The organism is Bradyrhizobium sp. DOA1, from assembly GCF_001593325.1.
Classification (GTDB): Bacteria; Pseudomonadota; Alphaproteobacteria; order Rhizobiales; family Xanthobacteraceae; genus Bradyrhizobium.
On the sequence record NZ_JXJM01000001.1, the window covers coordinates 4,417,910 to 4,426,546 of the forward strand.

Genomic DNA, 8,637 nt, shown 5'->3' on the forward strand with positions numbered 1-8,637 from the left:
AGGAACACTCATGCGTTTAGCCCTTTACACCGGAATTATACTGGCTGGCGGTTACACCTGTCTGACCCCCGCGCTCGCTGCTGACCCGACCGGCGACTGGCGGGTCGCCGACGGCGTCGCCAACATCCGTGTCGCCCAATGCTATGGCAGCATGTGGGGCGCGGTTTCCTGGGAAAAACAGCCCGGAGGCCGCGACGAGAACAACCCGGATGTGTCAAAAAAGAACAGGCCGACCCTGGGCATGCCGACCCTGATCAACATGAAGAAGAAGCCCGGCATCGATCAGTGGGAAGGACAGGTCTACAACGCCAAGGACGGCCAGCTCTACAGCGCCACGATCACGCCGGCCGGTCCCGACCAGCTCGAGATCAAGGGCTGCGTGATGGGGTTCCTGTGCGGTGGCGAGACCTGGACCCGGGTTGCCCCGCCGATCCCCTTGAGCCCGGCCAATGCCATGGCCAAGGGCGCGCCAAAGTCGACCGGCGCGGCGCCGAAAGCCCAGGGAACGACGGGCGCTACGCCGCCTGCAGCTGGATCGGCACCTGGATCGGCATCTGGGCCTGCCGCGCCGAAGGTTACGGCCAAGCCCGGTCAGAAGGGCGCCGCCGATCCGGTCGGCGACATCTGCCTACTCCCTGACATTGCGGGGTTTGCCCATTAGGGCCGGCTGAAACAGCAGCACGGCGGCAAGCGTCGTCACCAGCGAGAGTGCGAGCAGCTTGCCCATGCTGGACGTGCCGGGATGGCTCGACAGCCACAGGCTGCCGAACGCCGTCGCCGTCGTCAGCGCGCTGAAGAAGATCGCCCGTGTCAGGCTGGTCTGGAGCAAGTTCGTCCTGCCCGAGCGCCAAGCCACGACGTAATAGATCTTGAAGGCAACGCCGACGCCGAGCAGGAGCGGCAATGCGACGATGTTGGCGAAGTTGAGCGGCAGGCCGATCAGCACGCAGATCTCGAGCGTCACCACGCCGGCCACCAGGAGCGGCACCAGCGTCATCAGCACGTCGACGAACCGGCGGAGCGTAATCCACAACAACAGGCCGATCACCAGCAGCGCGTAGATGCCGGCGTGGATGAACGCCTTCACCACGGTGTCACCCGATTTCAGGATCGAGACCGGCCCGCCGATCGCGGTCGGCTCGGCCGCGAGCACCGCCGCGGCAAACTTGCGCAGCGTGTCGTTGTCGTTGGGATCGCCCTTCGGCAGTGCCTCGACGCGGATGATGCCGTCCTTGCTCTTCCAGGCGTTGACGAGATCGGGCGGCAGTGAGTTCAGGGTGACCGGCCCGGCCTGCATTGCATTCCTGAGCTGGCTGAACACGATCTTCATCGGCGTGACGAACACATCCTGCGCCTTGTTGCGCGTGGCCTCGTCGCCCTTGGCGAGCTTTTCGAGCGCGTCGGCGAGCCGGCGAGAGGCCGTCGCACCAGGTCCTTTCGCATCGGCCGCAGTCCGGCGCAGATTGTCGACCGAGGATTTGAGCGCCTCGACGTTTTCCTGATCCGACGGCGCCTCGTCGATCTGGTCGGGGTTGAGCGCAGGATTCAGCACCTTGGCGCCCTGAGCGAGCAGCTTCAGCTTCGGCGGCTGGTCCTGCGGCACGAAGCTGTCCAGCGACATCACGCGCAGCACCTCGGGCACCTTCTCGAGCTTCGCCTCGACCTGCTTTGCCTGCTCCTCCGACGTCGTCATCACGTTGATTGCATTGGCCCCGGTGTTGGGATCCTTGCGCAGGTCGAGGAAGGTCGCGATCGATTCGGCGTGCGGGTTGCGCAGATTCATCGGATTGAAGTCGAATTTCATGAAGTACAGCAGCGGCAGGCCGGCGAGCGACAGCAGCAGCGTGCCGCCCACGACCAGCACGCGGTGCTTCTCCAGGAAGTGATCGAGAGGCGCCAGGAAGGCGTAGCCGACCGGCTCCATCTCGCCGGGCGGATTCAGCAGCTTCAGCAGCGCCGGCAGCACGGTGATCGACGAGAGGAAGGCCACCAGCATGCCGACACCGGCGATCTGACCGAGCTCGGAGATGCCCTTGTAGTCGGTCGGCATGAAGCAGAGGAAGCCGGCGGCCGTTGCCATTGCCGCGAGCGACAGCGGCACTGCCGAGCGCTTGGCCGCCAGCACCAGCGCGCCCGAGAGATCGTCGTGCTTGTAGCGCTCGGAGCGGTAGCGGACGCTGTACTGGATGCCGAAATCGACGCCGAGGCCGACGAACAGCACCGCAAACGCGATCGACAGCAGATTGAGCGAGCCGACCATCATCAGGCCGGCCGCAGTCGTGATCGCAAGGCCCACGAACAGATTGACGAACACGGCGAAGATGATCTTCGACGAATGCAGTGCCAGCCACAGAATCAGCAGCACGACCAGGATGGTGCCGACGCCGTTGACGACGGCGCCTTCCTGAACGGTCGCGTATTCCTCGTTGGCGATCGGCACCGGGCCGGTCAGCCGCACCCGCGCTTGATATTTGTTCGGAAAGTCGAGCTCGGCCGCCGCTTTCCGAATCGCGTCGGTGGCATCCTTGCCGGGCTCCAAGGCGTTGTAGTCAAGGATCGGCTTGAACTCGATAAAGGTGCGCTTGTCCGAATCCTTCAGCGGCTCGTCGCTGACGAGCTCCCGCCAGGAGAAGCTCGCGTTGCCCTTGTTGAGCACGGTCTCGACCGTCTGCGCGATCAGGTTGAAGGGCCGTTCGGTGCTGTCGAGCTTGACCTGGCCACGCTTGACGCCGGCGAGGCCCGTCTCAAGCGCGCCGGTGAGGCCCCGGATCGAGGGATCGCCGGCCATGATCTCGATCAGAGGCGCCGCGGCTTCGAACTGGCCGGTGATCTTGCCGACCTCCTCGGTCGGCAGGAACAACAGTCCGTTCTTCTCGAAGAACTCGCCACTGCCGAGCTGCTGCAGCGACAGGAAGTTGGTCTTGTCGTCCTTCAGCCTGGCGTAGAGCGCGTCGGCAGCTGCGCTCGCCATCTCCGGCGTCCGGGCTTCGACCACGGCAAGGATCGTTTCGTTCTGATCGAACGCCTTGTCGAATTGCTGGTCGCGCTTGCGCCAGTCGAGATTTTGAGAAATCAGCGAATTGATGTCGGTGTTGATGGCGAAGTGGCGCGCAGCGTAATAGCCGGCTCCCACCGAGAGCAGGAGCCCGAGAATGACGACGAGGGTGGCAAATCGGGTGCAGGCCCTGACGGTGGCAACGACTACGCTTTGCAGCACTTCTTTTCTTTCTGCGGTTAATAGCTTGCCGGAAACGCCCGCTGTTTATCGGAGTTCCCGGGCGAAACCTATTGCTGTTTTCAGTGGCTCTTACCGCGAGAAGTTCGAGTTAAGCGGTGGAAGAGCGTGGCAAATTCATGCGGGCGGTCGGTATAGCCGGGGAGTTGAGGCGGGAAAGTGACGAAAGGGTGAGCACAAATGTCGCCATCTTGCTCACAAGCCTCACATACCATAGTACCGCACAATTGATCTGGCGGGGAACCAAGGGTTCATTCGACCTTCCCTTGTTGCCGATTTTTTGACACAAAGTATTGCGCCTCCATGCGCCGGAGCCCCAAACGGGGGTGGGCAGCTACCGCGTGCGCGAGGCCAATGGTGCGGATATTGCACCTTATTGGTCAGTCGGGGTGCTGCCGGGGGATTTTGAAGCGGATTGGTGCAACTTGCGTAATGGGCCTCTAATGGAAGTTTATCTGGCGCAGCCGCGCGGCTTCTGCGCGGGCGTGGTGCGTGCGATCGAGATCGTGGAACGGGCCCTGGAGAAATACGGCCCGCCCGTCTACGTGCGCCATGAGATCGTGCACAACAAATACGTGGTCGAGAGCCTGAAGAACAAGGGTGCGATCTTCGTCGAGGAATTGTCCGAGGTTCCGCCGAAGTCGGTGACGGTCTTCAGCGCCCATGGCGTCGCCCGCAGCGTCGAGGAAGAGGCTGCAGCGCGCGACCTTCCGGTGCTCAACGCCACCTGCCCCCTGGTCACGAAAGTTCACAATCAGGGGAAGCGATACATCACCAAGGGGCGCACCCTGATCCTGATCGGCCATGCCGGTCACCCCGAGGTCGAGGGCACGATGGGCCAGGTTCCGGGGCCAGTGCTGCTTGTTCAAAGCGTTGAAGAGGTTAAGGCCCTCACGCTGCCGGCGGATACGCCAGTGGCCTACATCACCCAGACCACCCTGTCGGTCGACGACACCAGGGACATCATCGCGGCCCTCCAGGCCCGCTTTACAGATATTCAAGGCCCGGATATCCGGGATATCTGCTATGCGACACAGAACCGCCAATCTGCGGTAAGGGACTTGAGCAAGCTGGTCGACGTGATCTTGGTGGTGGGCGCTGCCAACAGTTCGAACTCGAATCGGCTCCGCGAAATCGGCACTGAGGCCGGCGTCGCGAGTTATTTGATTGCCGACGGCAGCGAGCTCAATCCGGAGTGGTTGAAAGATGCCAGGACCGTCGGCGTCACGGCCGGCGCTTCGGCGCCTGAGGTACTCGTGGATGACGTGATCGAAGCGATGCGGCGGATCGGACCGGTCAAGGTCCAGGTGCTGCCGGGCCGCGAGGAAAACATCGAATTCCGGCTTCCGGCCCAACTGGCTGCGAGCTGACCCACCCGAATTGAAAAGCCCAGAAAGAAACGTGTAATGGCCATCCCCTTCTTCAAGGAAATGCGTATCGGCGGCTATTTGCTCAAGCAGAAACTGCTTGGCCGCAAGCGCTATCCGCTCGTGCTGATGCTGGAGCCGCTGTTTCGCTGCAACCTCGCCTGCGTCGGTTGCGGCAAGATCGATTATCCGGATGCGATCCTCAACCGCCGCATGACGGCGCAGGAATGCTGGGACGCCGCCGACGAGTGCGGCGCGCCGATGGTCGCCATCCCCGGCGGCGAGCCGCTGATCCACAAGGAGATCGGCGAGATCGTGCGCGGCCTCGTCGAACGCAAGAAGTTCGTCTCGCTCTGCACCAACGCGCTGCTGCTCGAGAAGAAGCTCGATCTTTTCGAGCCCTCGCCGTATCTGTTCTTCTCGGTGCATCTCGACGGCCTGAAGGACCATCACGACAAGGCGGTGTCGCAGAAGGGCGTGTTCGACCGCGCGGTGTCGGCGATCAAGGCGGCCAAGGCGCGCGGCTTCACCGTGAACGTCAACGCGACCATCTTCGACGGCCATCCGGCCGAGGAAATCGCGAAGTTCCTCGACCTCACCGTCGAGCTCGGCGTCGGCGTCTCGATGTCGCCGGGCTACGCCTATGAGCGTGCGCCGGACCAGGAGCACTTCCTCAACCGCACCAAGACCAAGAAGCTGTTCCGCGACGTCTTTGCCATGGGCAAGGGCAAGAAGTGGAATTTCATGCATTCCGGCCTGTTCCTGGACTTCCTCGCCGGCAACCAGGAATACGAGTGCACGCCATGGGGCATGCCCGCGCGCAACATCTTCGGCTGGCAGAAGCCCTGCTATCTGCTCGGTGAAGGCTACGCCAAGACCTTCAAGGAGCTGATGGACACCACCGATTGGGACACCTACGGCACCGGCAAGTACGAGAAGTGCGCCGACTGTATGGCCCATTGCGGCTACGAGCCGACGGCGGCGACCGCTGCGCTCAACAACCCGCTGAAGGCGATGTGGGTGTCGCTGCGCGGCATCAAGACTTCTGGCCCGATGGCGCCGGAGATCGACATGTCCAAGCAGCGCCCGGCGCAGTACATCTTCTCGGAGCAGGTCCAGAAGAAGCTGTCAGAGATCCGCAAGGACGAAGCCGCCGCCGCGCAGGCGAAGGCCGCGCAGAAGGCTTCGACCGCGGCGTAAGCGCACGGATCAATCTCACGACGAAGGCCCGGCCGCGATCGCGACCGGGCCTTTTCTTTGTGCCGGTGTGCGCAGCCCGCGTCCCGGACGCGCTGCAGCGCTCTTTGCGCTGCTGCGCAGAGCCGGGACCCAGCAGCACCGCGCCGTGTCGATGCATAGGCCCCGGCTCTGCAGCGCATCGTCGAAGGGACGCTGCGCTGCGTCCGGGGCACGAAGCATGAGTGTGTTGCTCGCTCTCTCCGCGTCGTCATTGCGAGGAGCCCTTGCGACGAAGCAATCCAGAATGGTCAGATGCAGAGCATCGGCGAAATCCATCCCCCTCTCGGCAAGTTCGAGCGCCGCGACCATCGCTCCGTCCTCGACCATAACGGTCGGAAGCCCCGCGAACACACGAAGCGCGTGCACGATGTCTGCGGCCTGATAACCGTACGCGCTTCGCAGCACCCGTTCGACTTCGAGGAGCACCGTGACGGCGGCAAAGATCCTCTGGTCGTCGATCAAGGCGCGGGCGCACGCGGATTGACTCGCGTGATCTCCGGTCAGGTAGCGGATGATCAGATTGGTATCTATCGCGATCATGCCGCCGCCTGGCTTCGGCAAGCACGCTCGCGTCCATCTCTTCGAGCGTCTTCGGCTTGCCTCGATAATTCAAGACGCGAACACCTCTTCCGGTCGCGTCGCCGCAAAGGCCGGCGCAGGCTTCAATAGGACGCCCTCCGAAGTCTCCTCGACGGTAAGGCGCGTCCCAGCCTTCCAGTCCCGCGCCCTGCGAATGACGCTGGGCAGGATGACCTGCCCCTTGGTGGAAACGACAGTAGTGAGCTTATCCGTGTCGGCCCTGGCCCGACCTTTCGAGGTAAGACAAACATAAGATAAACGCATATGGAGGAAACCACATCGCGTCGATGGCGCCGCCTGTGCCGACGATCTCGCGTCTCAAAAAGATAAAAGGCCCGGTCGCATGACCGGGCCTTTTGTTGTCAGATCGAGAACCGCCGCTCACGCCGCCTTCGACACCAGCTCTTCGCTCTCGATCAGCTCCGTGCCGATCAGATAGTCACGGCAGCCGCGCAAGGACCGCAGCGCGCGGTTGAAGTCGATGCCGGTCGAGACCAGCGCGTGGAGCGTCGCCGGGTTGCGCACGATGCCGCGCAGCACGGCGGGAAGGTCGATCTGGCCGTTCGGCTTGATCGCGGCGCGGGCGAGCGCCGGCAGCGCGCGATGGGCGGGGTCGCTGATGACGCGGACCGCGGCAAACGGCAGCCCGGCCTCGGCGGCGTAGGCAGCCGCAATGTGGCTCTCCATGTCGACGGCCGCAGCGCCGGTCTCCGAATGCAGCGCTGCCTTGCAGGAGCGCTTCGTGACCACTTCCTCGGCACCGGCGAGGCTGCCGCGCACCACGCGGCGGCGCCCCGAGGTCAGGCGATCGATGAGGTCGTCGCCGAGCGACAGCCCGGCGGCCCAGCGGGTGTCGCCGGACAGCACCTCGGTCGCCAGCACGACATCGCCGGAACGCAAGCTCGGGTCCAACCCGCCGGCTACGCCGAAGGAGATCACGCCGCGAATCGTCTCGGGATCCACCACCGTCAGCAGGGCCCGCAACTGGGTGGGGCTGCTCGACGAACAGATGACCGCCATGCCAGGCCCGGCCGCAATACGGGCCTCCTGAACCAGTCCGGTCACGATCAATATCGGCCGCGGGTCGATGGTATTACCCACGGTAAAATAGTCCCCCGTCCCCAAAGTCACATTCCGACCCCTACCACCCTGCTGTTGGTGTTCCGCAAGTTCCGATACCGCGCCAATGCCCACAGCGGGAAGAACTTTGGGTAACCATGATAACGTAGATAGAACACGCGGGGGAAGCCTGTGGCGGTGTACCGCTGCTCGTCCCACAGTCCTTTTTTGTCTTGTGTTGCAATCAGGTACTCCACCCCGCGGGCGACGGCCGGGTGATCAACCTCGCCTGCCGCCATCAGGGCAAGCAAGGCCCATGCCGTTTGCGAGGCGGTCGAGGGGGCGGCCTCCCAGCCCTTATAGTCCAAGCGGTAGCTGACGGCGTCCTCGCCCCAGCCGCCATCCTTGTTCTGGATCGAGGTGAGCCAGTTCGCGGCTTTGCGAATCATGGGGTCCTTGTGGTCGACGCCGGCCATGTTGAGGGCACACAGCACCGACCAGGTTCCATAGATGAAGTTCATGCCCCAGCGCCCGTACCAGGAGCCCTCGGGGTGCTGGGTCTTCCTGAGATAGGCGACGCCATCGGCCACGTGCTTGCTAGTCTTCTCGGTTTCGCCGAGCTGGGCCAGCATCGAGATGCAGCGCGCGGTGACGTCCTCGGTCGGCGGATCGAGCAGCGCACCGTGGTCCGAGAACGGGATGTTGTTCAGGTAATATTCGAGGTTGTTGACGTCGAAGGCGGCCCAGCCGCCGTCGTCGCTCTGCATGCCCTCGATCCACTCCCGGCCGCGGGCGATCGCGGCGTCGTAGCCGGCAACCCCGTGCTCCCGGCGCATGCGGTCCATCGACATCACCACCACGGCGGTGTCGTCGAGATCGGGATAATGGGCGTTGTTGTACTGGAAGGCCCAGCCGCCGGGGCGCACGTCGGGCCGCTTCGCCGCCCAGTCGCCCTTCACCTCGAGCTCCTGCTTCGGGATCAGCCAGTCGAGGCCCTGCTTGGCCGCTGGCACCGCCTTGTCGCCGCCGGCTTCGAGCAGCGCATGGGCCGTCAGCGTCGTGTCCCACACCGGCGAGACGCAAGGCTGGCAATAAGCCTCCTCGCCGTTGATGACGAGCAGCTTGTCGATGCCGCGGCGCGTGGTGGCCCGCGGCGGA

The 8,637-nt window shown here is 63.8% G+C and carries 7 protein-coding genes and 1 pseudogene; 3 read left to right on the forward strand and 5 right to left on the reverse strand.

The genetic code is table 11. The features are described 5' to 3' along the window. Nucleotides 1–10: 10 nt before the first annotated feature. Nucleotides 11–661 carry a DUF2147 domain-containing protein gene (locus SE91_RS20790; protein ID WP_061848914.1) on the forward strand — a complete coding sequence of 217 codons (651 nt, stop codon included), beginning with the start codon at nucleotides 11–13 and terminating at the stop codon, nucleotides 659–661. Here the strand turns inward: SE91_RS20790 and hpnN are convergent. After that, the gene (gene hpnN, locus SE91_RS20795) at nucleotides 629–3,217 is read right to left on the reverse strand and encodes a hopanoid transporter HpnN (protein WP_061848915.1); all 2,589 of its coding nucleotides are present in this window, start codon (nucleotides 3,215–3,217) and stop codon (nucleotides 629–631) included. The genes SE91_RS20790 and hpnN overlap by 33 nt on opposite strands. Nucleotides 3,218–3,678: 461 nt before the next feature. Between hpnN and ispH the strand changes: the two genes are divergently transcribed. Further along, nucleotides 3,679–4,605 (forward strand): 4-hydroxy-3-methylbut-2-enyl diphosphate reductase, encoded by a 927-nt coding sequence (gene ispH / locus SE91_RS20800; protein WP_060735523.1) that lies wholly within the window; start codon nucleotides 3,679–3,681, stop codon nucleotides 4,603–4,605. A 36-nt stretch (nucleotides 4,606–4,641) separates the two neighbouring features. Continuing rightward, entirely contained in the window at nucleotides 4,642–5,802 is a 1,161-nt protein-coding gene (gene hpnH, locus SE91_RS20805; protein WP_008553273.1) for an adenosyl-hopene transferase HpnH, read from the forward strand. A gap of 15 nt (nucleotides 5,803–5,817) precedes the next feature. Here hpnH and SE91_RS38270 read toward each other — a convergent pair whose 3' ends face one another. The 4 genes and pseudogenes from SE91_RS38270 to shc all read right to left on the reverse strand — a co-directional run. After that, nucleotides 5,818–6,381 carry a type II toxin-antitoxin system VapC family toxin gene (locus SE91_RS38270; protein WP_502687146.1) on the reverse strand — a complete coding sequence of 188 codons (564 nt, stop codon included), beginning with the start codon at nucleotides 6,379–6,381 and terminating at the stop codon, nucleotides 5,818–5,820. Then, nucleotides 6,371–6,684: pseudogene (locus SE91_RS37715) on the reverse strand (AbrB/MazE/SpoVT family DNA-binding domain-containing protein); the annotation flags it as partial. The gene SE91_RS38270 and the pseudogene SE91_RS37715, both read right to left, overlap by 11 nt. A gap of 117 nt (nucleotides 6,685–6,801) precedes the next feature. After that, nucleotides 6,802–7,551, reverse strand: coding sequence for a phosphorylase (locus tag SE91_RS20820; RefSeq protein WP_061848916.1), 750 nt, complete (start codon nucleotides 7,549–7,551; stop codon nucleotides 6,802–6,804). Beyond that, nucleotides 7,548–8,637 (reverse strand): squalene--hopene cyclase (shc, locus tag SE91_RS20825; RefSeq protein WP_063921307.1); only part of this gene is annotated, 1,090 nt, incomplete at its 5' end. The genes SE91_RS20820 and shc, both read right to left, overlap by 4 nt.

What these genes read in the sequence shown, in the direction of transcription:
- SE91_RS38270 (WP_502687146.1), bottom strand. Translation starts at nt 6,381, where the DNA reads ATGATCGCGATAGATACCAATCTGATCATCCGCTACCTGACCGGAGAT.
- ispH (WP_060735523.1), top strand. Translation starts at nt 3,679, where the DNA reads ATGGAAGTTTATCTGGCGCAGCCGCGCGGCTTCTGCGCGGGCGTGGTG.
- hpnH (WP_008553273.1), top strand. Translation starts at nt 4,642, where the DNA reads ATGGCCATCCCCTTCTTCAAGGAAATGCGTATCGGCGGCTATTTGCTC.
- SE91_RS20790 (WP_061848914.1), top strand. Translation starts at nt 11, where the DNA reads ATGCGTTTAGCCCTTTACACCGGAATTATACTGGCTGGCGGTTACACC.